This window comes from Rhodanobacter sp. UC4443_H10, from assembly GCF_052978325.1.
In genome coordinates, this window is sequence record NZ_CM129668.1 from 3742551 (window position 1) to 3766126 (window position 23576).

Sequence of the window (23576 nt, forward strand, 5' to 3'; positions counted from 1 at the left end):
CTCACGCGCCGGCGATCGCCAGATCGCCGTGGCAGGCCTGCAAGGCGCTGAGCGCCGCCAGGCCTGCCGTCTCGGTGCGCAGGATGCGTGGGCCCAGGCGCAGGCCGAGGAAGCCGTGCTGCGCCAGTGCGCGGGTGTCGGCTTCACCCAGGCCACCTTCCGGCCCGATCACCAGCACGCCGCCGGCGGCACCGAAGCGCAGCGCGCCGATCGTCTTCTCGGCGCCCGGCAGCAAGGCCAGTCGCAGCGCGCCATCGTCAGCCAACCCGCCCAGCCATGCCGCCAGCGGCTGGATCGGCGCGATGCGCGGAATGCGTGCGCGGCCGCTCTGCTCGCAGGCGCTGATCGCCACCGACTGCCAATGCGCCAGCCGCTTGGCGGCCCGTTCCGCGTCCAGGCGCACTTCCGATCGTTCGGTCAGCAGCGGCACGATGCCGGTCGCGCCCAGCTCGGTGGCCTTCTGCACGATCAGGTCCATCTTGTCGCCGCGCGCGATGCCCTGGGCGAGCAGCAGCGGCAGTGGCGACTCGTTGTGCACGGGGCTGCACGCCGTCACCTGTACCCGCACCGCGCGCTTGTCGATGCTGCCGATGGTGGCCGCGTAGTCGCAGCCGTCGCCGTTGAACAGCACCACCGGCGCGCCTGCGGGCAGCCGCAGCACCCGCGTGGCGTGCTCGGCCGCGTCGGGCGGCAGCACCAGGTCGGCGCCCACGGCAAGCGGCAGGTCGGCGTGGAATCGGATGGTGCGCATGCGTCAGGGTCGCAAAAATCCAAGCATAACGGAGCGCGTGGACGGTGTCGGTCAGCCGGCCACGGCGTGCTCGATGCCCTGGATGGCGGTGTCCACCAGCAGGTCGATCTCCTGCTCCGTGACCACGTACGGCGGCATGAAATAGACGACATTGCCCAGCGGGCGCAGCAGCACGCCGTGCTGCAGGCCGTGCAGGTAGACGCGCAGGCCGCGGCGCTCGTCCGCGGGGTACGGGCGTCGGCTGGCCTTGTCGGCGACAAGTTCGACGGCAGCGATCATGCCGGTCTGGCGCACGTCGGCGACCTGCGGATGCTCGCGCAGCGGCGCCAGCCGGCGCGCCAGGTGCGCGGCCAGCTGCCGATTGCGTTCCAGTACCGGCTCGTCGCGGAAGATCGCCAGCGTCTCCAGCGCCACCCGGCAGCCCAGCGGATTGCCGGTGTAGCTGTGCGAATGCAGGAAGGCCTTGCCGGCACGGTACTCGGCGTAGAACGCGGCATAGACCTCGTCGGTGGTGAGCACCGCCGACAGCGGCATGAAGCCGGCGGTGAGTCCCTTGGACAGGCACATGAAGTCCGGCGACACGTGGCCCTGCTCGCAGGCGAACAGCGTGCCGGTGCGGCCGAAACCCACCGCGATCTCGTCGGCGATGAAGTGCACCGCGAACTCGTCGCACAAGGCGCGCAGTCCGGTCAGGTAATCCGGGTGATACATGCGCATGCCGCCGGCGCACTGCACCAGCGGCTCGACGATCACCGCGCAGGTTTCGCGGGCGTGGCGTTCCAGCAGCGTGCGCAGCTCGGCGAGCCGGCGCGCCGCTATCTGTGCCGGTGTCTCGCCCGGTTCGCCTTCATAGGTGTCCGGCGAGGGCGCCAGCAGCGGGGTCAGCAGCAGCGGTGCGTAGGTCTTGCGATACAGCGCCACGTCGCTGACCGACAGCGCACCCAGGGTTTCGCCGTGATAGCTGCCGCTGAGCGCGATGAAGCGGGTCTTCTCGCCATGACCGCGGTTGAGCCAGTAGTGGAAGCTCATCTTCAGCGCCACTTCGATCGCGGACGAGCCGTTGTCGGCGTAGAACACGCGCTCCAGTCCGGGCGGCGTGATGCGCACCAGTTCCTCGGCCAGCCGGATCGCCGGTTCGTGGGTGAAACCGGCAAAGATCACCTGTTCCAGCGTGCGGGCCTGGTCGGCCAGTGCGGCGGCAATGCGCGCATTGGCGTGGCCGAACAGGTTGACCCACCACGAGCTGACGCCGTCGAGATAGCGCCGGCCCTCGGCATCGACCAGCCAGGCGCCTTCGCCGCGCACGATCGGCAGCATCGGCACCGCGCCTTCGCCGTGGTCGTGCATCTGCGTGCATGGATGCCAGACGTGCCTGAGATCGCGCTCGGCAAGCGCGGCGTTGTTGTTTGCGGGAATGGTCATCCGGCTATGATCGACGCTGCGCCCGGGATGCTCAAGCGGTGCGCGGGACATTCGGAACTGGACGCTTGATTCGACTTCGAAAAATTCTCGTCGCCCTGGCGGTGCTCGCGGCAGTCGTGCTGGTGCTGGCGTGGTTTCTGCCGGCGCGCTGGGTGATGCCGTGGGTCGAGCCGCAGTTGCACGGGCTGCGGCTGCAGCAGGTGCAAGGCACGGTTTGGAACGGTGCTGCCGGTAACGTCCTGGGTGCCGATGGGCGACGGTTGGGACAGGTGCGCTGGCAGTTGTCGCGCCGCGCGCTGCTCGGCCGGCTGCAGATGCAGCTGGCCTTCGACGGACCGCAGGCGGATTTCTCCGGAACCGTGCGGCGCACGGCGCAGGGTCGCGTCGAGGGCGAAGGCTGGCGGCTGCATGCCGATCTCGCCGCGACGGATGTTCCGCTTCCGGTCGACTGGGGCGCGCCGCTGGGCGAGCTGCAACTGACGGTCGATCATGTACTGCTGCAAGGCGGCTGGCCGCTGCAGTTGCAGGCGCAGGGCCGGTGGCAGCGGGCCGCCGTGCGCACGACCGAAGGCGAGCTGGCGCTGGGTGAATTGCAGGGGAGCGCGCAGGCGCAGGGCGGCGTGATCCACGCGCAATGGCACGATCAGGGCGACGGGCCGCTGCAGGTGCGCGGCGAATTGCAGCTGAGCCCGCTGGGCTGGCGTCTGGACAGCACGCTGCGCGCCCGCCATGGCGATCCGGCGTTGCAGCGCTGGCTGGCCCGGCTCGGGCCGGTCGCGCCGGACGGCAGCGTGCACATCCGGCAGGCCGGTGGCCTGGCCGCCAACCCTCCACCGAACCGCCAGGACGCCACGCTGCCATGAACCCCGAGACTACCGCCATCGCGCTGGCCGCGGCACGCGAGGCTGCCGCCGCCGCCGCCGAAATCATCACGCACTACTGGCGTCGCGGCGTCGACGTGGAGCTGAAGGCCGATGCCACGCCGGTGACGGTGGCCGATCGCGAGGCCGAGCAGGCGATTCGCCGCGTACTGCAGGCCGCGCTGCCGCAGGCGGCGATCTACGGCGAGGAGTTTGGCCTGCAGGGCGAACGAGACGCTTTGCTGTGGCTGGTCGATCCGCTCGACGGCACCAAGAGCTTCGTGCGCCGCACGCCGTTCTTTTCCACCCAGATCGCGTTGATGGACCGCCACGAACTGATGCTCGGCGTATCCAGTGCGCCGATCTACGGCGAGACGATGTGGGCCAGCGCCGGCGGCGGCGCCTGGTTCGAGGGCGAACGCGTGCGCGTGGCGGACACCACCGACATGGCGCAGGCGGCGATCTCGACCGGCAACATCAGGACGCTCGCCGGCGACGCCCGCTGGGCGGCGCTTGGCGGGCTGATCCGTGACAGCAACCGCATCCGCGGCTACGGCGATTTCTGCCACTACCACCTGCTGGCGCGCGGCAGCCTGGACCTGGTGATCGAGTCGGACGTGAACATCCTCGACATCGCCGCGCTCGCGGTAATCGTGCGCGAAGCCGGCGGGGTGTTCACCGATCTCGACGGTGCCCCGCCGACGCTGGATACCACCAGTGTGCTGGCCGGCACGCCGGCGCTCCACGCGCAGGCCTTGCAACGCCTGCGGCGCTGAGGCGCAAAGGTTAGAATCGCCGGATGCGCAAACTGCCGATCATCCACGCCATCCGCGACGTCACCGACAGCCGATTCCTGCAGGTCGAGCAGCTGGACCTGGAATTCTCCAACGGCGTGCGGCGCACCTACGAACGACTCAAGGGCAGCGGCCTGGGCGCCGTGATCATCGTGCCGATGCTCGATGACGAGACCGTGCTGCTGGTGCGCGAGTACGGCGGCGGCGTCGGCCGCTACGAGCTGGGCTTGCCCAAGGGCCGGCTCGACCAGGACGAAACCGCCGAGCAGGGCGCCGAGCGCGAGATGAAGGAAGAAATCGGCTACGGTGCACGCAAGCTGAAGATCCTGCACAACCTGTCGCTGTCGCCGTCGTACATGACGCACATGGCGCACGTGGTGCTGGCGCAGGATCTGTATCCGGAGAAACTCGCCGGCGACGAACCGGAGGAACTCGAAGTGGTGCCGTGGAAGATGTCCGAGCTGCACACCCTGCTCGGTCGCGACGACGTCACCGAGGGGCGCTCGATCGCTGCGTTGTTCATGGCCCGCGAATACCTCGCCGGGCGCTTCCAGAGGACCTGAGCTTGCCCCCCGAATTGGCACGGCAGGTGGGCGCGATTGCCCGCACCGCGGCGGCGGCGATCCTGCAGGTGTACCACGGCGACTTCGCCGTGCAGACCAAGGGCGACGACTCGCCGTTGACCGCCGCCGATCTCGCCGCGCAGCGGGTGATCGTGGCCGGCCTGGCCACGCTGCAGGAGCAACTGCCGGTGCTGTCGGAAGAGGCCAAGGCCCTGCCCTGGTCCGAGCGCCGGCACTGGACGCGCTACTGGCTGGTCGACCCGCTCGACGGCACCCGCGAGTTCGTCAAGCGCAATGGCGAGTTCACCGTCAACATCGCGCTCATCGACGACCACCGCAGCGTGCTGGGCGTGGTGCTGGCCCCGGTCACCGGCGAGCTGTACGCCGCAGCTCAGGGCCAGGGTGCGTGGCTGCAGGAGCGCGAGGGTGGCCCGTGGCGGCGCATCCGCACGCGGCCGCTGGGCTCTCCGCCGCGGGTGGTCGGCAGCCGTTCGCATGGCGGCGCGCAGGGTGGGCTGCTCGAACAATTGATCGGCAACGACTACGACCATGTGCCGCTCGGCTCCTCGCTGAAGTTCTGCCTGATCGCGCGCGGCGAGGCGGACATCTACCTGCGCCTTGGCCTCACCAGCGAATGGGACACGGCCGCGGCGCAATGCGTGCTGGACGAAGCCGGGGGCGCGGTGCTCGATCTCGCCGGCCGGCCGTTCCGCTACAACCGCGGCGAGTCCCTGCTGAATCCGGAGTTTGTCGCGGTCGGCGACCTCTCGATCGACTGGACCGCGCGACTGACCAGGAGCGAGGAGTGAGTGAAGAGGAGTGAGAGATGAGAGGGGTTCGTCCTCCGCCCGCTCCACCCTCGCACGCTCCTGCTTTCTCTCACGTCTCACTCCTCTCCACTCACTCCCGTCTTATGACCCGACACAGTCTCGACGACCTCCTCGCCATCATGGCGCGCCTGCGTGACCCGCAGCATGGCTGCCCGTGGGACGTGCAGCAGGATTTTTCCTCGATCGCCGCCTACACGATCGAAGAGGCGTACGAGGTCGCCGATGCGATCGACCGGCGCGACTGGACCGACCTGTGCGACGAACTCGGCGACCTGCTGCTGCAGGTGGTGTTCCACGCGCAGATGGCCGCCGAGCAGGGCCTGTTCGAATTCGCCGACGTCGCCCACGCCATCAGCGCGAAGATGCTGCGCCGCCATCCGCACGTGTTCGGCGACACGCGTTACGCCGACCTGACCGAGCAGATGCAGGCGTGGGAGCAGATCAAGTCCGCCGAGCGCGTGGCGAAGGGTCGGACCGCCGATGACAGCGCGCTGGCCGGCGTCTCCACCGGGCTGCCGGAGTGGAAACGCGCCCACAAGCTGCAGCAGCGCGCTGCCGCCACCGGTTTCGAGTGGCCCGGCCCGCAGCCGGTGCTGGAGAAGCTGGCCGAGGAAGTGGAGGAGGTGCGCGTCGAGTTTACCCACGGGGCCGACCCGGCGCGCCTCGAGGACGAGATCGGCGACGTGCTGTTCGTGATGGTGAACCTCGCACGCCATGCCGGCGTCGATTTCTCGCAGGCGCTGCGGCATGCCAACGCGAAGTTCGAACGGCGCTTCCGCCGCATGGAGCAACTGGCTGCGGCCGATGGCGCGGCGTTTGCCGAGCGCACGCTGGAGGAGCAGGAACAGTTGTGGCGGCGCGCCAAGCAGGACGAGGCCGGCCACTGACAGACGCGGCGGCCGTGGCCGCCGCGTCATCCCGTTTTTGCTGTCGCGACTACTTCGCTGGAGCTGTCGCGTCGCTGGCGGCGCGCGGCTGCCAGGACGCACGCATCTTCTCGCGCTCGGCGCGCATCTTCGCCTCGTTGGCCAAGTTTTCGTCCAGCCCCTTGCGCAGCGTGGCGATCGCCTGGTCGACATTGGTCGGCTGTGCCTGCAGGCGGGCCAGTCGCTGGTAGACGTAGTCGCGCACACGCGGGTCCTGCGACTTGGCCAGCACGTCGTTGTAGACCGCCGCCATGTCCTTGCTGCGGCCGGCCTGCTGGTACAGCCGTTCCAGCGCGCGCAGGTCGCCGATCACGCCACTGCGCTGGTGGTGCATGTGATGGCCGGCCATGCCGTGGTCGCGGTCGCCGGGAAGGATGCGTGCCTGCTTGGTGACGACCATGTGCGGATTGGCGGGCGACGCCGGCGCGTTCTGGGCCATCGCGAACGTGGCCGACCCGGCCAGCAGGGCGACGAGGGCGGAAGCGAGGAGGGTCTTGCGTTGCATGGGCTGTCTCCGTGGGTAGTGGGATGATCAACGCGCCGGCCGCGCAGGAGTTGACTGCGGCGTTCAGACTGCTGTCATCCTTGCAACCCTTTTGCGATCCGCTGCATCCAAGCCTGACCGACTACCGAGGAGAGTCCCATGCGCCGTCTTTTCATCGCCGCCATGCTGTGTGCCCCGTTCGCCGCGTTTGCCGCCGGATCGTGCGAGTTCGAGGCCCCGCGCAACCTGCAACTGGACCTGGCTGGCGTCCGCAGCGTGCAGATCGACGTCAACAGCCACGACCTGCACCTGATCGGCGGCGCCGACACCAGGGGCCTGACCCTGGTCGGACGCGCCTGTGCGTCGAAGAAAGCCGCGCTGGACAAGCTCACGGTCACCCAGCGACGCGACGGCGACCAGCTGTTGATCGACATCGGCGGCGACCACCAGGGTTTCAATTTCAACCTGTTCGGCGGCAACGTCAGCATGAGCCTGGACGTCACCGTGAACCTGCCGGCGAACGTGCCGGTCACCGTGCGCGTGGGCTCCGGCGACGCCGACGTGCGCGGCGTGCAGGAGCTGCGCAGCACGGTCGGTTCCGGCGACCTGCACGTGCGCCAGATCGCCGGCAAGTTCGCCACCAGCGTGGGCTCGGGCGATGTCGACGCCAGCGATGTCGGCAGCCTGCAGCTGGGTTCGGTGGGCTCGGGTGATTTCAAGATCGATGGCGTCAAGGGCGACGCCAGCATCGGCAGCATCGGCTCGGGCGACGTCACGCTGCGCAACGTCGGCGGCAGCGTGCACGCCGACACGCTGGGCTCCGGCGACCTCACCGTGCACGATGTCGGCGGCGATCTCACGCTCGGCGCCAAGGGCAGCGGCGATGTCGACCACTCCGGCATCAAGGGCAAGGTCAGCGTGCCGCACGACGACGATTGATACGCCCCTTGTGTGGGAGCGCACCTTGTGCGCGATGCTTTTCGTTACGCGACCGAGAGCATCGCGCACAAGGTGCGCTCCTACAGGTAATGCGAAACCAGATACACCAACGGCGCGCACACCAGCAGGAACGGGATCGACACCCGGTGCAACTGCCGCAGGGCCTGCGGCTGCCGGGCCAGGCGCAGGGCGATCAGGTTGGCCAGCGAACCGATCGCCACGCCGAAGCCGCCCACATTGACCGCCACCGCCAGCGCGATGGCATCCGGCGCTCGCTCGAGCAGCAGCACGGTCGCCGGCACGTTGCTGATCAGCTGCGCGGCGACAATGCCGCTGGCGAACAGCACCATCGGTTGATCGAGATGGAGCCCGTCGAGCACGCGCTGCATCAGCGGCAGCTCGGCGAAGTGGCCGAGGCCGAGGAAGATCGCGGCGAAGGTGAGCAGCAACAGCCAGTCGATCCGCACCAGCGAGGCGCGGGCCAGCGCCCCGAACAGCACCAGCAGCGCCACGGCGCCCAGCGGCGCCAGATCGTATTCCATCGCCACCACCATGCCGACCAGCGCAATCATCGACCACGCGCCGAGGCGGCCCGAGTGCACCGCGCCGTCGATGTGCCGGGGGCTCAATGCCACCCGATCGCGCGGCAGCCAGTACCAGGTGAACGCCGCCACCAGTGCCAGCATGACGGCCGCGGCCGGCAGCATCGCCAGCGCGAAATCGAGGAACGACAGCCGCGAGTGCTGCCACAACAGCAGGTTCTGCGGGTTGCCGATCGGGCTGAGCGTGGAGCCGGCGTTCACCGCCAGCGCCTCCAGCACCACCATGCGCAGCACCGGCAGGTTGGAGATCGCGCCGATGGACACGGTCAGCGGCACGATCAGGAACAGGCTCACGTCGTTGGTCAGCACCATCGAGAGCAGCGCGCTGGCGGCCACCAGCAACAGCCCCAGGCCGCGCAGCGAGTGCGCCCGCGCCAGCGAAGCGGCCGCTGCGTGCTGCACCAGGCCGCTGTCGCGGATGCCCTGGATCGCGATCAGCAGGCCGGTCAGGCCGGCCAGCGTGGGCAGTTGCAGCCAGTGCCGATAATCGTCGACCGGACGCGGATCGAGCAGCGCCAGCAACAGCACCAGCGCGGCGAACACCAGCAGCAGCCATTCGTGCTGCAGGCGTCTGCGCCAGCCGGTGGCGGGTGACGACGCGGCAGGTTCCACGCGCGCTCAGCCCTCGCGCAGCAGGCGCATCGGTGGCGTGCGGCTGACCCGGCGCGTGCCGGCCAGCCCCAGCAGCATCACCACCAGCGCGGCGGCGGCCGCGCTGGCGACCAGCGGCCACGCCGGCGGCACGAAGCCCTCGATGTGGAATACCGCCCGACCCAGCCACCAGCCGCCGCCGGCGGCACCCAGCGCGGCGGTCAGGCCGGCGACCAGGCCCAGCATGGCGAATTCGCAGGCGGCGGCCACGCGCAGCTGTGCACGGCGCGCGCCCAGCGTGCGCAGCAGCGCGGCCTCGTGGCGCCGCTCGGCCGCGCTGGCGGCCAGCGCCGCGGCCAGCACCAGGATGCCGGCCAGCAGGCTGAAGCCGAGGATCCAGCGCACCGCGCTGCCCACGCGGTCGATGATCTCGCGCACCCGATCGAGCAGCGAGTCGACGTCGACCAGGCTGAGGTTGCCGTATTCGCGCGACAGTTGCGCCAGTTCCGCCGCGTGTCCGGACGACAGGTGGAAGCTGGCCAGCCAGGTGTGCGGCAGCTCGCTGGCGTGGGCCGGGTCGAGCAGCAGGAAGAAGTTGACCCGGAATGAGCTCCAGTCGACCTTGCGGATGCTGCCCACCCGCGCCTCCAGGCTGCCTTCGCCGACGTCGAAGCGCATCGTGTCGCCGAGCTTCAGGCCGAACATGTCGCGCCACATGGTGTCGATCGACACCTCGGGACGATCCGGCGCAGCCCCATGCCAGTGGCCGGCCACCACCTCGTTCGCCGGCGGCAGCGCGGCGGACCACGACAGCCGCAGCTGGCGATCGGTCCACTCCTTGGCGCGCGGGTCCGCGAACTGCAGTCGGTCGATGGCGTGGCCGTTGATCGCGGTGAGCTTGCCTACCGCCAGCGGCAGCATGTTGAGCTGGTCGGCGCCGATCCGCGCCAGCGATTGCGAAAAGCCGGCGCGCTGGTCGCTTTGCAGGTTCAGGGCGAACCAGTTGGGCGTATCCGCCGGCAATTCCTGGCGCCAGCCTTGCAGCAACGCCGGTGCCACCACCGCAAGCAGCAACAACGCGCACAGACCCAGGCTGAGCGCGGTCGCCTGGATCACGCTCAGCGCCGGTCGTCGCGCCAGCGCGGCCAGGCCCAGCCGCAACGCCGGGTGCGCGCCCGGCGCAATGCGCCGGGCCAGCCACAGCAGCGCGCCGGCCAGCAGCGCCGCGAGCACGCTCACGCCGAGCAGGCTGCCGGCGAGGATACCGGCCAGCTGCAGCGAGCCGCTCTGGCCCCAGATCAGGCCCAGCGCCACCAGCGCGGGGATCAGGTACAGCGCGTCGAAGCGCCGCACGCGCCGCGACAAACTCTGCCGGAACACTGCCACCGGCGGCACTTCGGCCAGCCGTGCCAGCGGCGGCAGCGCGAAGCCCACCAGCACCGCGATGCCCATGGCTGCGGCAGCGAATGCCGGCGCCAGCGGCAAGACCGTGGGCACGTTGCCGAACAGCTGACTGGCCAGCAACCACGCCAGCTGCGCCATTCCCAATGCCAGCACGACGCCCAGCGCCGCCGCCGGCACGGCGAGCGCACCCAGGGTGCCAAGCAGCAGGCCGAACACGCGCCGGCGCGAGGTGCCCAGCGCGCGCAGCAAGGCCACTTCGGCGGTCTTGCGCCGCGCGTAGCGCTGGGCGGAAAGGGCGATCGCGATGCCGGCGAGCAGGGCCGACAGCAGCGCAGTCAGCCGCAGGAATGAACCGGCGCGGTCGAACGCACTGCGCATGCGTTCCCGGGTCTGCTCCGGCGTAATCAGTTGCGCACCCGAAGGCAGCGCGGTCGTCTCGGCCCAGTCGCGCCAGGCACGCACCGCATCCGGCGAGCCGGCCAGCAACAGCCGATGGCGCGCGCGGCTGCCGCGCCCGAGCAAGCCGGCCTGCTCGGCATCGGCCAGGCTCATCAGCGCGCGCGGCGCCAGCGCGAGCAATTCGCCGCCGTCGGGCTGGCGCAGCAGTTCGGCGCCGATGGTGAGCGTGCGCCCGCCCAGTTGCAGGCGGTCGCCCACCGCAAGGCCCAGCGCGACCAGCGCGCGATGATCCAGATAGACCTCGCCGGCGGCCGGCGCGCGGCTCGGCGGCAGCGCATGGCCGTTGCGATCGCGCAGCTCCAGCGTGCCGCGCAGCGGATAGTGCGCATCCACTGCCTGCACGTCGAGCAGTTGGGTGCGTTCGTGGGCGAACGCTACGCTGGGAAAGCCGGCGGTGCGCGTCAGCTGCAGGCCGTCCTGGCGTGCCTTGTCGGCGAAGGCGGCAGGCAGGGCCTGCGGCGCGGATACGCCGATGTCCCCGCCGATCAACTCCGCGGCGCTGGCCAGCATGCCACGCTCGATCCGGCTCGCCAGCGTGGCGACCACGCCCAGCGCCACCACCGCCAGCACCAGCGAGGCGGCCAGCGTGCGCAGTTCAGGCAGGTGCCATTCGCGACGCAGGCTGCGCAGCGACAAGCGCAGCAGGCTCATGCCGGCACGCCCGCGTCGGTCGACGCCATGCGCCCTTCCTCCAGCTCGATGCGGCGATCGCAGCGCGCGGCCAGGCCGGCGTCGTGGGTGACCAGCACCAGGGTGGTGCGGTGGTCGCGGTTGAGCGCGAACAGCAGGTCGCAGATGTGGTGGCCGGTGCGCTGGTCCAGGTTGCCGGTGGGCTCGTCGGCGAACAGCACGCGCGGGCCGTGCACGAAGGCGCGGGCGATCGCCACGCGTTGCTGCTCGCCGCCGGAAAGCTGCGCGGGGTAGTGCCGCCGCCGCGCGCTCAGGCCCACCGCCTCGAGCGCCTCCCGCGCACGGCTGCGCGCCGCGCTGCTGCCCTCCAGTTCCAGCGGCAGCATCACGTTCTCCTCGGCAGTGAGCGCCGGCAGCAGGTGGAACGACTGGAACACGAAGCCGACCAGTCGCCGCCGCAGTTCGGCGCGGGCTTCCTCGTCCAGCTGCTCCAGCGCGTGGCCGTCGAGGGAGATGCTGCCGCGGTCGGGCGTGTCCAGCCCGGCCAGCAAGCCGAGCAGGGTGGTCTTGCCCGAGCCGGAAGCGCCCACGATGGCGAAGCTCTCGCCGGGCATCACGCGCAGGTCCACGCCGTCGAGGATGTCGAGCCGCCCCTCGGGGCCGTTGACCGACTTGCTAACATCACGGGCTTCGAGGACGGGACGGGAAGAATCATTCATGCGGCGCTGCCTGTGGTTGCTGGTTCTGCTCTGCGGTTTCGGCGTCGCCCACGCGGCGGCGCCGAAGACCGTCCTGGTGCTGGGCGACTCGCTGTCCGCCGCGCACAACATTCCGGTCGAAGCCGGCTGGGTGCATCTGCTGGATGTCCGTCTGGGCAAGATGGTGCCGAAGTGGCGTGCGGTCAATGCCAGCATCAGCGGCGAAACCTCGCTGAGCGGCCGACACCGCTTGCCCGCCTTGCTGCAGACCTACCAGCCGGCGGTGCTGGTGATCGAACTGGGCGCCAATGACGGCCTGCGCGGGTTGCCGCTGCCGGCCTTGCGCGACAACCTGACGGCGATGATCGAGCTGGCGCAAAAGCACAAGACACGCGTGCTGCTGCTGGGCATCGAGCTGCCGGTGAACTACGGCCCGCAGTACCGCGACGGCTTGCGTGCGATCTACGCCGACCTGGCGCGCCAGCGGAAGGTCGCGCTGCTGCCGTTCCTGCTCGACGGCGTCGCGCTGGACCCCGGCCTCATGCAGGCCGACGGCCTGCACCCGGTGGCCGCCGCCGAGCCGCGCGTGCTGGAAAACGTGTGGAAGGTGCTGCACCCGCTGCTGCAAGCGCCCAACGTCCACTGAACGGCGCCGCGGCCAGTTCACGCCGTCGTCACCGTGGCTCCGGGTATACCTTCACAAATGTGAAACCGGACCACAGCGAGGCAAGACATGACGACTCATGACGAGCAAGCGGGCCTGATCCTGCTGGTTGAAGACAACCGCCAGATCGCCGAGATGGTGGGCGAGTTCCTTGAAATGCGGGGGTATTCCGTCGATTACGCGGCCGACGGCGTGAGCGGGTTGCACCTGGCCGTATCCAACAGTTACGACGTGATCGTGCTGGACCTGATGCTGCCCGGGTTGGACGGCCTGGAGCTGTGCCGCAAGCTGCGCAAGGAGGCGAAGAAGTCCACGCCCGTGCTGATGCTCACCGCGCGCGACACGCTGGAAGACAAGCTGGTCGGCCTGGAGGCCGGCGCCGACGACTACCTGGTCAAGCCGTTCGAGGTGCGCGAACTGGTGGCGCGGCTGCGCGCGCTGATCCGCCGCGACCGCCGCCAGGTATCCACCGAAGTGCTCACCGTGGGCGACATGACGCTGGACACCGCCACGCTGCGGCTGACCCGCGAGGGCCAGGATCTGGTGGTGTCGCCGATCGGCCTGAAACTGCTCGCGATCCTGATGCGCGAATCGCCGCGCGTGGTCAGCCGGCGCGACATCGAGCGCGAGATCTGGGGCGACACGCTGCCCGATTCGGACACGCTGCGCTCGCACCTGTACAACTTGCGTCGCGTCATCGACAAACCCTTCGCACGACCTTTGCTACATACCATCCATTCCGCTGGCTACCGGCTGGCCGACCTGGAATCGGAAATGGCGTCGGCGCAGCAACCTGCGTGATGGCGAGGCGGCGAGGGCAATGAACAGCAGGGTGTCGAACGCGATCACATTCCGCACGGGAGCCTTCAAGCGACGCATCGCCTGGGTGTTCGGCTTGCAGTTCGTGGCCCTGCTGATCATCGGCGCGATGGGCATTTTCAACGTCGCGCCGTGGGAAGCGGTGATCGTGCTGATCCTCATCACCACCGTGCTGGCGTGCCTGGCCGCCCAGCACGAGTGGGTGCAGATCCGCTCGCTGGCGCGATTGATGGCCGGCTGGAACGATGCCCGGCCCGACCCGGAAGCGTTCCACCCGCAACGCCTGTCACGCCGCACGGATGCGGACGTGGCGTCGCTGGCGCGCGGCCTACACGGCTTCGCCACGCGCATCGCCGGTTACGGTCAGCGCGAGCGCAACTTCACCCGCGACGCCAGCCACGAACTGCGCAGTCCGCTGACGGTGATCCGCATGTCGGTCGACATGCTGGTCGACGAGCAGGGCCTGAGCGATTTCGGCTCGCGCTCGGTGCGCCGGATCAAGCGTGCCTCGCGCGAACTGGAAATGCTGGTCGAGGCGCTGCTGGTGCTCGCACGCGATGCCGGCACGCCGGTGGATACCGAGCGCTTCGTGGTGAACGACGTGCTGCAGGGCGAACTTCAGGCCGCGCGCGAAATGCTCTGCGGCCGGCCGATCGAGTTGCGCCTGGAACAGCCGGCGACCTTTGCGCTGGACAGCTCGCCACGGGTGTTCTCGGTGCTGTGCTGGCAGCTTCTGCGCAATGCCTGCCAGCAGGCCGAGCGCGGCAGCGTGGTGGTCAGCGTCGAACCCGGCATGGTAAGCGTGCGCAACCTCGCCCCGGCGAAAGACGCTGGCGCTGGCGATGCCGATGCCGTTGCCGATGTCGATGCGGGCGCGCCCGGTGCCGATCGGCACGGATTCGAGCTGGCGATCGCGCGGCAGATCAGCGACCGCTTCGGCTGGCCGCTGGAGCTGCAGACGCATGCAGGAGGCGAAAGCATCGCGCGCATCCGTTTTCCCGACGCCCTGCCGGCGGGCGGGCAAAGCCCGAACGCGTAGGCGCCCGGCAACGCGCAACGCCCCGTCGTCGCGTGACGGGAGGCATCGCGCGCAAGCGCGCTCCTGCGCGAATCAGCCGGCTTGCAGCGCCGGCGCCACGGCGAACGCGCAGCCGGTCTTCGCCTTCACGTCGCCCAGGCTCACGCCGTCGTTGAGCTCGATCAGGGTCAGGCCCTTGCCCTTCTCCACCGAGAACACGCACAGGTCGGTGATGACGAGGTCCACGCATTCCTTGCCGGTGATCGGCAACTCGCATTGCTGCTTGATCTTCGGCGAGCCGTCCTTCGCGCAGTGCTCCATCAACACCACCACGCGGCGCACGCCGCTGACCAGGTCCATCGCGCCGCCCGGGCCCTTGACCATCTTGCCGGGTACCATCCAGTTGGCGAGATCGCCGGTGGCGGAGACTTCCATGCCGCCGAGGATCGACAGGTCGATGTGGCCGCCGCGGATCATCGCGAAGGAATCGGCGCTGGAGAAGAACGCCGAGCCGGGCAGGGTGGTGATGGTCTGCTTGCCGGCGTTGATCAGGTCGGGGTCGACCTGATCCTCGGTGGGGAACGGGCCGATGCCGAGCAGGCCGTTCTCCGACTGCAGCACCACGTTCACGCCGGCCGGGATGTGGTTGGCCACCAGGGTGGGGATGCCGATGCCGAGGTTCACGTAGTAACCGTCGCGCAATTCCTTCGCGGCGCGCTGTGCCATCGCGGTGCGCGTCGGGTTTTCCTTGCCGGTGTTGGCGCCGGCGAGGGTGCGGATCTCGATGCGCTTCTCGTACTTCTCGCCCTGCACGATGCGGTCGACGTAGATGCCCGGCACGTGGATGTTGTTCGGGTCCAGCTCGCCGACCGGCACCAGGTGCTCCACCTCGGCCACGCAGACCTTGCCGCAGGTGGCGATCATCGGGTTGAAATTGCGCGCCGTCTCGCGGAACACCAGGTTGCCCATCGCGTCGCCCTTCCACGCCTTGACGATGGACAGGTCGGCGGTGATGGATTCCTCCAGCACGTACTCCTTGCCGTTGAATACCTTGGTCTCCTTGCCCTCGGCCAGCTTGGTGCCGAACGCGGTGCGCGTGTAGAAGCCGGGGATGCCGGCGCCGCCGGCGCGCAGCTTCTCGGCCAGCGTGCCCTGCGGCGTCAGGTGCAGCTCCAGTTCGCCGGCCAGCGTCTGCCGCTCGAACTCCTTGTTCTCGCCCACGTACGAGGCGTACACGCGCTTGACCTGGTGGGTCTTGAGCAGCGGGCCCATGCCGAAATCGTCCACGCCGGCGTTGTTGCCCACGATGGTCAGGTCCCTGGTGCCAGCCTGCAGCAGGCCGCCGATCAGGTTCTCGGGGATGCCGCACAGGCCGAAACCGCCGGCGGCGATCGTCATGCCGTCGAACAACACGCCCTCAAGGGCTTTCGTCGCGCTCGGGTAAACCTTGTCCATTGCCGTGCCTTCCTCATGGAGAGTCAGCTGCCAAGGATACGACGGAATCGCGCCGGCCGGCCTTGTACCAAGGTCGCAGACAGGCAGGCAGATGGCTTGACGCGAACAATTACGCATGTAAACATAGATTCACTTACACGCGTAAACGGTGACTCATGGCGATCAGCGAAGCCGAAGCGGTGGTGATGGACGTGCTCTGGCGCGAGGCCCCGCGCACGGCCGAGGAGATCCTGGCCGAGGTCGGGCCTGCGCAGGGCTGGCAGGAGGGCACGGTGAAGTCCCTGCTCAACCGCCTGCTGAAGAAAAAGGCCGTGCAGGCCGAACGCGACGGCCGCCGCTACCTCTACACGCCGCTGCTGGCGCGCGAGCAATACGTGCAGCAGGAGAGCAAGGGCCTGCTCGATCGTCTGTTCGGCGGCCGCGTGGCGCCCTTGGTGGCGCACTTCTCCGAGCAGCGCAAGCTGTCGAAGAAGGACATCGCCGAACTGCGCAAGCTGCTGAAGGAGCTCGACGATGAGCAGCATTGATGCGCTGATGGCGGTGTGGGCCAGCCATGGCTGGTTGGCACTGCTGGCATTCACCGTCGCCGTAATGATCGTCGCCGCCCTGCGCAGGCCGTGTCGCCGCCTGTTCGGCACCGAGCGTGCGTTCCAGTTGTGGTTGTTGCCGCCATTGGCGGTGCTGGCGAGCCAGTTGCCGCATGCGGCGGGAGCCGAGCGTACGACGCTTCCCGCACTGGTCTACGCGATCACGTCGGCGGGCGCCGCATTGCCTGTCCCGGACGCCAACGGAGCGGAGTTCGACTGGCGCGGCGGCCTGGCTCCGGTGTGGTTGGCGGGCGCCGCGTTGATGGTCCTGCTGGGCCTGCTTGCCCAGTGGCGCTATCGGCAGCGCCTTTCGGGCGCCAAGCAACTGCTCGTGCCGTCCTCGCGCTGGCCAGTGTTGCTCGCGGCAAGTGCCAGTGTCGGTCCGGCGGTGGTCGGTGCGTGGCGGTGCCGCATCGTGCTCCCCGCGGATTTCGAACGGCGCTACGACCGCGTCGAGCAGGCGTTGATCCTGGCCCACGAGATGGCGCATGCGCGCCGGCGCGACGGCTGCTGGTGTCTGTTGGCGCAGTGCCTCGCTGCGGCGTTCTGGTTCCATCCGTTCTCATGGTGGGCGCTTGCCGCATTTCGCCAGGACCAGGAGCTGGCCTGCGATGCCAGCGTTCTGCGCCAGCACGGCAGGCAACGGCGCGCGTATGCGCAAGCCATGCTGAAAACCCCATCGGCGATACTTGCCTTGCCCGTGGGCTGTTCCTGGTCACCTCGCCACCCACTCACGGAGCGTATCGCCATGTTGAAATTGCCGCGTCCCGATCCTCGTCGCCGAATGTCCGGCCTGGCGACCATGCTCCTGCTGGCGCTGGCTGTGAGCGGCCTGGCCTTCGCTGCCAGCCAGCCCGGGCCGCCGGCATCGTCGTCCGACTCCGCAGGTCCCGCCCATCGCTATACGCTCAAGCTGGCACTTGGCGTGGATGGGCAGCCTGCACGCCTGCACGCAACGAGCTGCCTGAAACCGGGCGAGTACTACACGGATACCCAGACCGCCATCGGCACGCTGCCGCCATGGCATGGCCGTTACACCGTCGTGCCGGGCGAACACGGCATGCTGGAAGTGCAGGCGCATTTGAGCGGCGGTTCGTTGCCGGCCCCGGTCGATCCCAGGGTCCGCACCCATCCGGGACAGACGGCCACGATCCAGGTGGGTCAGCAGGTGGCCGGCAAGGACGGCAGGACAGTTGAAGATCACACCATCAAGATCGAGTTGACGCCCAGCGTCGGTTGTTGAGTGCCGGGCCAGGCTGGCGCCCTTGGCTATACTCCGCGACATGCGTTCGAGGAGTCTCATGTGAAGCCGCCATACCTGTTCCTTGCCCTTGCTGTCTTCGGAATCACCGCCATGAGTCACGCCGCCGTTTCGCCCGTGCTGGTCATCCACGGCGGCGCCGGCGTGGTCGTGCGTGACATGACGCCGGCGAAGGAGCAGGCCGTGCGTGCGGCGATGACCCGGGCGCTGCAGCAGGGCCATGCCCGGCTCAAGGCCGGCGACAGCGCGCTGGACGCGGTGACTGCGGCGATCACCGTGCTGGAGGACGATCCGAACTTCAACGCGGGCAAGGGCGCGGTGTTCACCCATGACGGGAGAAACGAGCTCGACGCGGCGATCATGGATGGCGACACCCTGCGTGCCGGCGCGGTGGCGGGGGTCGAACACGTGAAGAATCCGATCCTGCTGGCGCGCGCGGTGATGGAGCATTCGCCGCACGTGATGCTGTCCGGCGCCGGTGCGGAAGAGTTCGCCAAGGAGCAGGGCATCACCCTGGTCGATGCCGCGTATTTCCGCACCGATGCGCGCTGGCAGCAATTGCAGCGGGCGCTGAAGGAGGATGCGGCGAAGCAGCCGCATGCGGACGTCGAGACGGCCAAACACTTCGGCACGGTGGGTGCGGTGGCGCTGGACGCGCGCGGCCACCTGGCCGCCGGCACCTCCACCGGCGGCATGACCGACAAGCGCTGGGGCCGCATCGGCGATTCGCCGATCATCGGCGCCGGCACCTATGCCAACGAGGGCTGCGCGGTCTCCGGCACGGGCTGGGGCGAGTTCTACATCCGTGCCGTCGCGGCACATTCGATCTGCATGAAAGTGACCCAGATGCGCGTGCCGCTGAAACGCGCCGCCGCCGAGGTGATCAACCAGCAGATCCCGTCGATGGGCGGCAACGGCGGCGCCATCGCGCTGGACGCGGAGGGCCACATCGCGATCCCGTTCAACACCGACGGCATGTATCGTGGCTGGATCGGCGCCGACGGTGTGCCGCACGTGGCGATCTACGGCGACGAGGATGACGGCACCACGGAAATCCCGGAGCCGGTTCCCGCCGAGAGCGACGCCCAACCCTGACGCGCTGGGCGGACACCGTCCGCCGCTCCCGGCCGCGGTGCACGGAAGAGCCGGCGGGCAGCGCGAGTCCTACCTGATTTTGCGCATCTGCGCGGGAGTGAGTTCGCCGCTGATTCCCAGGCGACTGCCGTCGGCGCGAATCACCAGTACGCGCGGGGTCTCGCCGCCCCAGGTCGGATCGAGCAGGAAGTTGAGGCGCTCGGGCATGGCTTCGGCGTAGGCGCGATTCGGGAGGCCGTCCACTTTCATGTGCTGCAGCCGTGCCTCGATCGCCCGGCGGCGTTCGATGCTGTCGGTGGTGACGATCACCAGTTCGATGTCGCGCGGATGGGTGCGCTGCAGTTTGGCCAGCGCCTCCAGATTGGGTTCGCAATAGGCACAGTCCAGCGCCCACAGCGCGATGATCCGCTCGCCGTGCGTCGGCGGCTTCAGCAGGGCGGCGATGTCGCCGGCGGCCAGCGGTTGCAGCGTGCCGGCCATGGCCAGCACGGGGAACAACAGGGCCACGATCAGCACCAGTCGCTTCATGGCGTCACCCGGATCAGGCGAAAGCCTTGGGCCGTGTTCCATGCGACGAAGGCGTGGCCGTCCTTCTGCAACAACTGCGGCGAGCCGGCGGCGCCGGCGCTGCTCGCGATCTCGCGGGCAGCGTCGAAGTGTGCGCCGTTGTCGGTCGATCGGCGCAGCATCAGGCGATAGCCATCCGCATCGACCTGGTTCCAGGTCACCCAGACAGTGCGGCCATGCACTGCCACATCGGCGTGGCTGGCGCCGGCCCCGGCGAGCTTCAGCAACTGCTGCGGCCGCTGGCCGGGATCGAGCTGGCCGTACCAGATTGCGGGACCGTGGCCGGCCTCGTACCACACCGCGTGACGCACGCCGTCGGCGCCGACGCCCAAGCCCGGACCATGGTGCGGGCAGCCGGCGATGTGCCAGTCGCTGAAGGTCGCACGCTCGACATGGGGTGCACGGCCGTCGGTGTGCAGCACGGCAAACGCGTGGTCGCGGATGTTGTCGCCATAAATGCCGCGGAAGAACGCGGCGACCTCGCCGTCGGGCATGCGCGCCAGCGCGATGCGGCAGCATTCGCAACTGTGGTCGACCAGCTTGCGTTCCGGCACGAAGCTCTTGCCGCCATCGTCGGACCAGCTGTAGTACACCGCGGCACCTTCGTACGGCCGGCCGGCTGCCTTTGCGGCCTCGAGATCACGCTTGTCGATCCAGGCGACCACGATGCGGCCGTGGCCATCCACGGCCAGCGCATCGAAGCGATGGGTGATCTCGGCGCGGTCGTGGTGCACGGTGATCGGCGTGCTGAAGTGTTCGCCGCCGTCCACCGAACGGGCAAACCGCACGAAGCCGGTCCACGGCGCGGCGCGCGGCTGCGACCAGCTCACGTAGAGCTCGTCGTGCGGACCGAAGGCGATCTTCGGCCGGTTCTCGCCTTCGCTGTAGATGCGTTCGGCGACCGCGTTCACCGGCATCGGCGCGCTCAGCGTGCGACCGTCGTCGTCGGAGTGGCGCAGCCGCACGTGGCCATCGGCCGCGTCCACGACGTACAGGCCGCCATGGCTGTCGAACGCCGCGCTGGCGCCCAGCGCGGGGCTTTTCGGCATCTCCATGTGCATGCCGTCGTGGGCGAAGGCGACGGGCGAGAGCAGGCAGAGCAGGGCGATCAGCAGGTGGCGCATGGAGTGTTCCTCGGGTTTTCGGCCTTGCTTCCCCTGCCCGCAAGGGGAGGTCGGTAGGGGATGTCACAACTCCCAGCGCAGCTCGCCGAACCAGGTACGACCGGCGTAGGGATGGTAGACCCAGTAATGTGTATTGCCGATGTTGTCCACGCCCAGCGCGGCAGTCCAGGCCGGCGCGAACTTCCAGCGCAGCTTTGCGTCGGCGACGGTGAAACGGCTCACCGCGCCGTAGCTGTCGACATGGTCGCTGTTGTCCAGGCTGCCGTACTGGCGGCCGGAGTGGCGGATGCCCAGCGAGGCGTCCCACTGTGGTGCGAAGCGGTAATCCGCGAACACGCTGGCGCGCAGCTTCGGGATGCGCGGGAATACCTTGCCCTCGGCCAGCGGGTACTGGCGATCGCGCAGCGTGCGGGCATCGTTGAAGGCGAGGCTGGCGGACAGGTCGAGCCCGTCGAGCCAGACGTCGTGGAAGTCGAACGCGCCTTCTATGCCGCGTCCGCGCATGCGGTCGATGTTCTGCACGCTGGTCACGCTGGGGCTGACGGTGATGTCGGTCTGCGTGTACAGCGAATCGGCGATCAGGTCCTGGTACAGCGAGACGCGCCAGTGGCCGTTGCCCGTGTGGCGGGTCAGGGTGAGGTCGGTGGAGCGGTCGACTTCCGGCGCGAGCGCGGGATTGTTGTTGACGATGGCGCCGGCCGAGATGCTGCCCTGGAACAGTTCGGACACGGTGGGGTAGCGCACCGCCTTGCCCCAGGCCAGTCGCAGCTCCCAGTCCTGTGCGAAGTCCCAGGTCAGCGCAGCCTTGGGCGAGAAATCGGTGCGCTTGCGGTCGGCGTAGCGCAGCGTGTCGACGGCGTTGGCGAGCACGCCGCGGTAGGCGCGCCATTGCTCCAGGCGACCGCCGAGGGTCAGCGTCCAGGTGTCGGTGAAGCTCCACACGTCCTGCAGGTAGGCGGCGCGGGTCTGGGTGCGGCCGGCGTAGACGCTGCGCAATGCTCCGTCGGCGCCGCTGCGCCAGTCGCTGGCATCGCGCACGCGCGTCGTCAGCACGTAGCGGTCGCCGTGCACGCCGGCGTACAACAGGTGGCGCTCGCCGAGCGGGCCGGAGCTGCGCAGGTCGAACGTGTCCCAGCCCGAACCATCCTTGCTCGCCACGGTGCCGGGGCCGCCGCGTGGCGTGCCGGGCTCGGCCAGGCTGGCGCTGTGCAGTCGCGAATGCCGGAAATCGTAGTGGCTGGCGACGGCGGTCCAGCGCCAGTCGTTGTCCAGCGTGCCGTTCAGTTCGAGCCCGTACAGCAGGTGGGTGTCGCGCGCATTCGACGGCGCCAGGCCGCTGGCGGGCAAGGTCCAGGTTTTGCCGGCCGCGTCGATCACGCCGCCGCTGACCAGGGTGCCGTCGGCATCGCGGATCAGGCTGCGGGTGCGATCCTCGGCGCGGTTGTGCCACCAGCCCACGGTGGCCAGCGCCGCGACATGCTCGCCGAGGTCGAAGCCGAGCTTCAGCTTGGCCTGGTCCTGCACGGTGTGCTCGATGCTGTTGGCGCCGTAGACCAGCCGCGGCGAACCGTTCGGGTTGCGGTCGGCGGTGGCACCGGTCACCGGCACCGCGAGCGCCGGATCGCCGCCGGCCCGGGCGGTGGCGTACTGCATCGGTTGGCCGTGGTTGTCGAGGCGGCTGTATTCCAGCAGCCAGCTGAAACGCCCGCGCTTGTCGCCCAGGGTGAACGCGGCCTGGTGGCCGTCGTAGTGGCCTCCGGCGCCGTAATCGTCGGCATAGTCCTGGCTGAAGAACCTCGCGTCGACGCTGGCGGTGAACTGCTGCGGCAGCACGGTGTGGATCAGCACCGTGCTGCCCAGCGAGTTGCCCGGATACAGCGCGGAATACGGTCCGTACAGAATGTCGACCGCGCCGATCTCGCCGGGCGCGACCATGCCCCAGCGCGGTGCGCCATCCCAGCCGTTGGTCATCAGGTTGGAGAGCAGCAGCCCGTCGGCATAGACCAGGCTGCGCGCGCTCTGCAGGGTGCCGGCGTTGCGGCCGCTGATGACGGCGTTCGGATCGCCGATGTAGCGCTTGCGCACCTGCATGTTCGGCACGTACTTCAGTGCATCGGCGCTGTCGGTGCTGTTCTGCCGCTGCAGTTGCAGGCGCGTCACGCGCACCTGCACGGCAGGCGTCTCGGTGACCATGGTGTCGCTGGCGTGTACCGAGACCGGCGACAGCGTCACCGGGTGGGTGGGATCGGAGGCCAGCGCGGGGCTGGCACACAACACGAGCGCAAGTGCGCAAAAGCCGGAGGGGAGGCGTTTCAAAGTGAAACTCTGGATGGGGGTCCAAGGTTCAATCATAGTCCGCTGCACGCGGTGCGACAGACGGCAACTTGTCGCAGCATGGAGCGTGCATGGGATGCGCGCGGCACCAAAAGGTGCCGGCGCCGAACCTCACTCCTCGCCGGGGCGCTCGCGCACCGGGTGCTTGCCGAGCTTGCGCTGCAGCGTGCGGCGGTGCATGCCGAGCCGGCGCGCGGTCTCGGAAATGTTGCCGTCGCATTCGGTGAGCACGCGCTGGATGTGCTCCCACTCGAGCCGGCGCAGGGCCAGCGGCTGTTCGGGGGCGTCCGGCGGCTCGTTGTCTTCGGGCGCGGCGGCATCGCCGTCGAGCAGGGCGCGCACCACCGCGTCGGCGTCCACCGGCTTGGCGAGGTAGTCGTGCGCACCTCGCTTGATCGCCTCCACCGCGGTGGCGATCGAGGCATAGCCGGTCAGCAGCAGCACGCGCAGGTCCGGCACCAGGGTATGCAGCTCGGGGATCAGTCGCAGGCCGTTCTCCTCGCCGAGTTTCAGGTCCAGCACGCAGTAGCGCGGGCGATGGCGGCGGGTCAGCGCGCGTGCCTCGTCGAAATTGCTGGCGGTGATGACCTCGAAGCCGCGCGAGCCGAGCGCGCGGGCCAGCACGCGCAGGAACGTGGCGTCGTCGTCGACCAGCAGCAAGGGGCGCACCGGATCGGCAAGGGGCGACTCGGTCATGGT

At 69.2% G+C, this 23576-nt stretch carries 23 protein-coding genes; 12 read left to right on the top strand and 11 right to left on the bottom strand.

Annotated elements, in window-relative coordinates; genetic code table 11:
- Position 1 precedes the first annotated feature (1 nt).
- Together ACVCMB_RS16865 and ACVCMB_RS16870 are read right to left on the bottom strand one after the other, a co-directional pair.
- Positions 2-751, bottom strand: coding sequence for a 16S rRNA (uracil(1498)-N(3))-methyltransferase (locus ACVCMB_RS16865; protein ID WP_447105760.1), 750 nt, complete (start codon positions 749-751; stop codon positions 2-4).
- 51 nt (positions 752-802) lie between these two features.
- Positions 803-2173, bottom strand: coding sequence for an adenosylmethionine--8-amino-7-oxononanoate transaminase (locus ACVCMB_RS16870; RefSeq protein ID WP_447105761.1), 1371 nt, complete (start codon positions 2171-2173; stop codon positions 803-805).
- Positions 2174-2238: 65 nt separating this feature from the next.
- On the opposite strand from ACVCMB_RS16870, the gene ACVCMB_RS16875 reads away from it, so the two are divergent.
- The 5 genes from ACVCMB_RS16875 to mazG all read left to right on the top strand — a co-directional run bounded on the left by ACVCMB_RS16875 (position 2239) and on the right by mazG (position 6107).
- Positions 2239-3036: a type II secretion system protein N gene (locus tag ACVCMB_RS16875; RefSeq protein WP_447105762.1), complete on the top strand. Its 798-nt coding sequence runs from the start codon at positions 2239-2241 to the stop codon at positions 3034-3036.
- Complete coding sequence (locus ACVCMB_RS16880) at positions 3033-3809, top strand: inositol monophosphatase family protein (RefSeq protein ID WP_447105763.1); 777 nt, start codon at positions 3033-3035, stop codon at positions 3807-3809. The genes ACVCMB_RS16875 and ACVCMB_RS16880 overlap by 4 nt, the downstream gene beginning before the upstream one ends.
- 23 nt (positions 3810-3832) lie before the next feature.
- Positions 3833-4390, top strand: coding sequence for an ADP compounds hydrolase NudE (gene nudE / locus ACVCMB_RS16885; RefSeq protein ID WP_395117031.1), 558 nt, complete (start codon positions 3833-3835; stop codon positions 4388-4390).
- Between the two features lie 2 nt (positions 4391-4392).
- Positions 4393-5199, top strand: coding sequence for a 3'(2'),5'-bisphosphate nucleotidase CysQ (cysQ, locus tag ACVCMB_RS16890; protein ID WP_447105764.1), 807 nt, complete (start codon positions 4393-4395; stop codon positions 5197-5199).
- A 104-nt stretch (positions 5200-5303) separates the two neighbouring features.
- Positions 5304-6107, top strand: a complete 804-nt coding sequence (gene mazG / locus ACVCMB_RS16895; protein ID WP_447105765.1) for a nucleoside triphosphate pyrophosphohydrolase — start codon at positions 5304-5306, stop codon at positions 6105-6107.
- A gap of 49 nt (positions 6108-6156) precedes the next feature.
- Here mazG and ACVCMB_RS16900 read toward each other — a convergent pair whose 3' ends face one another.
- Positions 6157-6651 (bottom strand): hypothetical protein, encoded by a 495-nt coding sequence (locus ACVCMB_RS16900; protein ID WP_447105766.1) that lies wholly within the window; start codon positions 6649-6651, stop codon positions 6157-6159.
- A 138-nt stretch (positions 6652-6789) separates the two neighbouring features.
- On the opposite strand from ACVCMB_RS16900, the gene ACVCMB_RS16905 reads away from it, so the two are divergent.
- Positions 6790-7569: a DUF4097 family beta strand repeat-containing protein gene (locus ACVCMB_RS16905; protein ID WP_395117038.1), complete on the top strand. Its 780-nt coding sequence runs from the start codon at positions 6790-6792 to the stop codon at positions 7567-7569.
- A gap of 80 nt (positions 7570-7649) precedes the next feature.
- Here ACVCMB_RS16905 and ACVCMB_RS16910 read toward each other — a convergent pair whose 3' ends face one another.
- From ACVCMB_RS16910 to ACVCMB_RS16920, 3 genes are read right to left on the bottom strand one after another with little or no spacing between them, the layout of a single operon-like run.
- Positions 7650-8783 carry an SLC13 family permease gene (locus ACVCMB_RS16910; RefSeq protein ID WP_447105767.1) on the bottom strand — a complete coding sequence of 378 codons (1134 nt, stop codon included), beginning with the start codon at positions 8781-8783 and terminating at the stop codon, positions 7650-7652.
- A gap of 6 nt (positions 8784-8789) precedes the next feature.
- A complete protein-coding gene (locus ACVCMB_RS16915; RefSeq protein WP_447105768.1) occupies positions 8790-11276 on the bottom strand; it encodes an ABC transporter permease in 2487 nt (828 codons plus the stop codon).
- Positions 11273-11974: an ABC transporter ATP-binding protein gene (locus tag ACVCMB_RS16920; RefSeq protein ID WP_447105769.1), complete on the bottom strand. Its 702-nt coding sequence runs from the start codon at positions 11972-11974 to the stop codon at positions 11273-11275. Before ACVCMB_RS16920 ends, ACVCMB_RS16915 begins: the two co-directional genes overlap by 4 nt.
- On the opposite strand from ACVCMB_RS16920, the gene ACVCMB_RS16925 reads away from it, so the two are divergent.
- The 3 genes from ACVCMB_RS16925 to ACVCMB_RS16935 all read left to right on the top strand — a co-directional run bounded on the left by ACVCMB_RS16925 (position 11973) and on the right by ACVCMB_RS16935 (position 14475).
- Entirely contained in the window at positions 11973-12599 is a 627-nt protein-coding gene (locus ACVCMB_RS16925; protein WP_447105770.1) for an arylesterase, read from the top strand. The genes ACVCMB_RS16920 and ACVCMB_RS16925 overlap by 2 nt on opposite strands.
- An 87-nt stretch (positions 12600-12686) precedes the next feature.
- The gene (locus ACVCMB_RS16930; protein WP_395117047.1) at positions 12687-13418 is read left to right on the top strand and encodes a response regulator transcription factor; all 732 of its coding nucleotides are present in this window, start codon (positions 12687-12689) and stop codon (positions 13416-13418) included.
- Positions 13419-13437: 19 nt separating this feature from the next.
- A complete protein-coding gene (locus ACVCMB_RS16935; protein WP_447105771.1) occupies positions 13438-14475 on the top strand; it encodes a sensor histidine kinase in 1038 nt (345 codons plus the stop codon).
- A gap of 72 nt (positions 14476-14547) precedes the next feature.
- Here the strand turns inward: ACVCMB_RS16935 and ACVCMB_RS16940 are convergent, their stop codons facing one another.
- Positions 14548-15909 carry a 3-oxoacid CoA-transferase subunit B gene (locus ACVCMB_RS16940; RefSeq protein WP_447099411.1) on the bottom strand — a complete coding sequence of 454 codons (1362 nt, stop codon included), beginning with the start codon at positions 15907-15909 and terminating at the stop codon, positions 14548-14550.
- Positions 15910-16064: 155 nt separating this feature from the next.
- Between ACVCMB_RS16940 and ACVCMB_RS16945 the strand changes: the two genes are divergently transcribed.
- From ACVCMB_RS16945 to ACVCMB_RS16955, 3 genes are all read left to right on the top strand, one after another.
- Complete coding sequence (locus ACVCMB_RS16945) at positions 16065-16436, top strand: BlaI/MecI/CopY family transcriptional regulator (RefSeq protein WP_447099410.1); 372 nt, start codon at positions 16065-16067, stop codon at positions 16434-16436.
- Positions 16423-17739, top strand: coding sequence for a M56 family metallopeptidase (locus tag ACVCMB_RS16950; RefSeq protein ID WP_447105772.1), 1317 nt, complete (start codon positions 16423-16425; stop codon positions 17737-17739). The genes ACVCMB_RS16945 and ACVCMB_RS16950 overlap by 14 nt, the downstream gene beginning before the upstream one ends.
- A gap of 111 nt (positions 17740-17850) precedes the next feature.
- Positions 17851-18852 carry an isoaspartyl peptidase/L-asparaginase family protein gene (locus tag ACVCMB_RS16955; RefSeq protein WP_447105773.1) on the top strand — a complete coding sequence of 334 codons (1002 nt, stop codon included), beginning with the start codon at positions 17851-17853 and terminating at the stop codon, positions 18850-18852.
- Positions 18853-18921: 69 nt separating this feature from the next.
- On the opposite strand, the gene ACVCMB_RS16960 is transcribed toward ACVCMB_RS16955, so the two are convergent.
- The 4 genes from ACVCMB_RS16960 to ACVCMB_RS16975 all read right to left on the bottom strand — a co-directional run bounded on the left by ACVCMB_RS16960 (position 18922) and on the right by ACVCMB_RS16975 (position 23573).
- The gene (locus ACVCMB_RS16960; RefSeq protein WP_447099407.1) at positions 18922-19380 is read right to left on the bottom strand and encodes a hypothetical protein; all 459 of its coding nucleotides are present in this window, start codon (positions 19378-19380) and stop codon (positions 18922-18924) included.
- Positions 19377-20543: a sialidase family protein gene (locus ACVCMB_RS16965; RefSeq protein WP_447105774.1), complete on the bottom strand. Its 1167-nt coding sequence runs from the start codon at positions 20541-20543 to the stop codon at positions 19377-19379. Before ACVCMB_RS16965 ends, ACVCMB_RS16960 begins: the two co-directional genes overlap by 4 nt.
- A 63-nt stretch (positions 20544-20606) precedes the next feature.
- Positions 20607-22895, bottom strand: a complete 2289-nt coding sequence (locus ACVCMB_RS16970) for a TonB-dependent receptor (RefSeq protein WP_447105775.1) — start codon at positions 22893-22895, stop codon at positions 20607-20609.
- 93 nt (positions 22896-22988) lie between these two features.
- Positions 22989-23573 (bottom strand): response regulator transcription factor, encoded by a 585-nt coding sequence (locus ACVCMB_RS16975; RefSeq protein ID WP_395117065.1) that lies wholly within the window; start codon positions 23571-23573, stop codon positions 22989-22991.
- Positions 23574-23576 lie beyond the last annotated feature (3 nt).

Excerpts from the sequence above, each read along its gene's own strand:
- ACVCMB_RS16930 (WP_395117047.1), top strand. The coding sequence starts at position 12,687 with ATGACGACTCATGACGAGCAAGCGGGCCTGATCCTGCTGGTTGAAGAC.
- ACVCMB_RS16945 (WP_447099410.1), top strand. The coding sequence starts at position 16,065 with ATGGCGATCAGCGAAGCCGAAGCGGTGGTGATGGACGTGCTCTGGCGC.
- ACVCMB_RS16900 (WP_447105766.1), bottom strand. The coding sequence starts at position 6,651 with ATGCAACGCAAGACCCTCCTCGCTTCCGCCCTCGTCGCCCTGCTGGCC.
- nudE (WP_395117031.1), top strand. The coding sequence starts at position 3,833 with ATGCGCAAACTGCCGATCATCCACGCCATCCGCGACGTCACCGACAGC.
- ACVCMB_RS16935 (WP_447105771.1), top strand. The coding sequence starts at position 13,438 with ATGAACAGCAGGGTGTCGAACGCGATCACATTCCGCACGGGAGCCTTC.
- ACVCMB_RS16865 (WP_447105760.1), bottom strand. The coding sequence starts at position 751 with ATGCGCACCATCCGATTCCACGCCGACCTGCCGCTTGCCGTGGGCGCC.
- ACVCMB_RS16870 (WP_447105761.1), bottom strand. The coding sequence starts at position 2,173 with ATGACCATTCCCGCAAACAACAACGCCGCGCTTGCCGAGCGCGATCTC.
- ACVCMB_RS16920 (WP_447105769.1), bottom strand. The coding sequence starts at position 11,974 with ATGAATGATTCTTCCCGTCCCGTCCTCGAAGCCCGTGATGTTAGCAAG.
- ACVCMB_RS16915 (WP_447105768.1), bottom strand. The coding sequence starts at position 11,276 with ATGAGCCTGCTGCGCTTGTCGCTGCGCAGCCTGCGTCGCGAATGGCAC.
- ACVCMB_RS16965 (WP_447105774.1), bottom strand. The coding sequence starts at position 20,543 with ATGCGCCACCTGCTGATCGCCCTGCTCTGCCTGCTCTCGCCCGTCGCC.
- ACVCMB_RS16925 (WP_447105770.1), top strand. The coding sequence starts at position 11,973 with ATGCGGCGCTGCCTGTGGTTGCTGGTTCTGCTCTGCGGTTTCGGCGTC.
- ACVCMB_RS16960 (WP_447099407.1), bottom strand. The coding sequence starts at position 19,380 with ATGAAGCGACTGGTGCTGATCGTGGCCCTGTTGTTCCCCGTGCTGGCC.
- ACVCMB_RS16955 (WP_447105773.1), top strand. The coding sequence starts at position 17,851 with ATGAGTCACGCCGCCGTTTCGCCCGTGCTGGTCATCCACGGCGGCGCC.
- ACVCMB_RS16880 (WP_447105763.1), top strand. The coding sequence starts at position 3,033 with ATGAACCCCGAGACTACCGCCATCGCGCTGGCCGCGGCACGCGAGGCT.
- ACVCMB_RS16940 (WP_447099411.1), bottom strand. The coding sequence starts at position 15,909 with ATGGACAAGGTTTACCCGAGCGCGACGAAAGCCCTTGAGGGCGTGTTG.
- mazG (WP_447105765.1), top strand. The coding sequence starts at position 5,304 with ATGACCCGACACAGTCTCGACGACCTCCTCGCCATCATGGCGCGCCTG.
- ACVCMB_RS16905 (WP_395117038.1), top strand. The coding sequence starts at position 6,790 with ATGCGCCGTCTTTTCATCGCCGCCATGCTGTGTGCCCCGTTCGCCGCG.
- ACVCMB_RS16970 (WP_447105775.1), bottom strand. The coding sequence starts at position 22,895 with ATGATTGAACCTTGGACCCCCATCCAGAGTTTCACTTTGAAACGCCTC.
- ACVCMB_RS16975 (WP_395117065.1), bottom strand. The coding sequence starts at position 23,573 with ATGACCGAGTCGCCCCTTGCCGATCCGGTGCGCCCCTTGCTGCTGGTC.
- ACVCMB_RS16950 (WP_447105772.1), top strand. The coding sequence starts at position 16,423 with ATGAGCAGCATTGATGCGCTGATGGCGGTGTGGGCCAGCCATGGCTGG.